2 protein-coding genes are annotated in these 1,906 nt (G+C 33.4%); one reads left to right on the top strand and one right to left on the bottom strand.

Going from position 1 to position 1,906, the window contains the following annotated elements:
• Positions 1-26 precede the first annotated feature (26 nt).
• Positions 27-1,109 carry a DEAD/DEAH box helicase gene (locus tag HMPREF9171_RS106920; RefSeq protein ID WP_000628862.1) on the bottom strand — a complete coding sequence of 361 codons (1,083 nt, stop codon included), beginning with the start codon at positions 1,107-1,109 and terminating at the stop codon, positions 27-29.
• Between the two features lie 144 nt (positions 1,110-1,253).
• Here HMPREF9171_RS106920 and udk point away from each other — a divergent pair, with 144 nt between their 5' ends.
• On the top strand, positions 1,254-1,883 hold the full coding sequence (gene udk, locus HMPREF9171_RS106925) for a uridine kinase (protein WP_001227823.1): 630 nt from the start codon (positions 1,254-1,256) through the stop codon (positions 1,881-1,883).
• Positions 1,884-1,906 lie beyond the last annotated feature (23 nt).

Below are 1,906 nucleotides of genomic sequence, written 5' to 3'. Positions count from 1 at the left end.
AAAGAAACAAGTTACTTGTTTCTTTTTTATTTTAAATGTAATTTTTGATTGTGAAGTACAAGTTCTGCAACGGTGGCGTATTTTTTAAGTTGTTTGAGCTCTTCTTTATGTGTTACAAATGTAATAACACACCCCTCTTTCCCCATACGACCAGTTCGTCCAGAACGATGTGTGTATGTTTCTTTGTCGCGTGCGATATCAAAATTAATCACATATTCTAGGTTGTCGATATCAATGCCACGAGCTACCAAATCGGTTCCTAGGAGTAATGAAATATCATGGTTTTTAAATTTCTCTAAGATAACTTTACGGAATTTAATATTAATATCGCTTGCTAAAGAAACTGCCGAGGCCCTATTAAATTGTAAACGTTCTTCACATGCACCTAAGTCTGATAAGCTGTTAAAAAAGACAAGACCTCTAAAATCAGGAATATTTGAAAATTTACGAAGTAAGTCAGTACGCTCTCTTTTATCAACTGTAATATAATAATGTTTTATAGTATCAAGTTTTTGATAAGATAGGTCAATTGTTATAGTGTTATCGGCAAGTTTACTATTGTCCAGTTTGTTGGTGGCACTAATGTAAATCATTTGCTGATCACGAGGAACGCGATTAATAATATTGTCCACAAAATGATATTGTGAGTCGCCGAGTAATTCATCGAACTCATCAAGGACGATAGTATTAATGTTCATCATTTTTATTTTTTTTAGTTTCACAAGTTCAAATACGCGTCCAGCAGTTCCTATAAGGATTTCTGGTCCTTTTTTTAGTCGCTCAATTTGGCGTTTTTGACTAGACCCTGAAAGGAATAGTTGTGCTGTCAGTCCTAATGGTTCAGCCCATTCTTTTGTAACGTCGAAGATTTGTCCAGCTAATTCTGAATTTGGAGCTAAAATTAAGAGTTGTTGGCTCTTTTTAGGTTGCAACTTAAGAAGCGTTGGGAAAAGGTATGCTAGAGTTTTACCAGTACCTGTAGGGCTAATTCCAAGGATATTATCACCATCAGTAATAGGTTGAAAAAGTTTATTTTGAATATCTGTTAGATCATCAAATTGACGCTGGGTTAATTTATCCTGCCATTGGTCTGGAAATTTTGTTATCATAAGAATCCTCTTGTTATTTTATATATTATCATTGTTATTATAACATGCTTTTTATTTTTAGAGCGTTTTCAATAAAATTTAGACTTTAAAAAAAATAAGTTTATAGTACAATAGATAGAGGATAAATTTAATTTGGAGTGACAAATGCGTAAAAAACCTATTATTATTGGTGTTACAGGTGGATCTGGTGGTGGTAAAACCAGTGTTTCTCGGGCGATTTTATCAAATTTCCCAGATCAAAAAATTACCATGATTGAACATGATTCTTACTATAAAGATCAAAGTCATTTGACTTTTGAAGAACGTGTAAAAACCAATTATGATCATCCCCTTGCTTTTGATACCAATTTGATGATTGAGCAATTGAACGAATTGATTGAGGGACGTCCGGTCGATATTCCGGTTTATGATTACACAAAACATACCCGTAGTGATAGAACTATCCGCCAAGAACCCCAGGATGTCATTATTGTTGAGGGAATTTTGGTATTAGAAGATCAGCGTTTGCGTGATTTAATGGATATCAAATTATTTGTTGATACAGATGATGATATTCGTATTATTCGTCGTATTAAGCGTGATATGGAAGAGCGCGATAGAAGTTTAGATAGTATTATTGAACAGTATACAGAAGTTGTAAAACCTATGTATCATCAATTTATCGAACCAACAAAGCGTTATGCGGATATTGTAATTCCAGAAGGAGTAAGTAATATTGTCGCTATTGATTTAATCAATACCAAAGTGGCTAGCATCTTAAATGAAGCAAAATAAACACAATGGTTTGTGTTTATTTC

Source organism: Streptococcus agalactiae ATCC 13813, assembly GCF_000186445.1.
Lineage (GTDB): Bacteria > Bacillota > Bacilli > Lactobacillales > Streptococcaceae > Streptococcus > Streptococcus agalactiae.
This window is presented reverse-complemented; position numbering and strand designations above follow the sequence as displayed.

What these genes read in the sequence shown, in the direction of transcription:
- udk (WP_001227823.1), top strand. Translation starts at nt 1,254, where the DNA reads ATGCGTAAAAAACCTATTATTATTGGTGTTACAGGTGGATCTGGTGGT.
- HMPREF9171_RS106920 (WP_000628862.1), bottom strand. Translation starts at nt 1,109, where the DNA reads ATGATAACAAAATTTCCAGACCAATGGCAGGATAAATTAACCCAGCGT.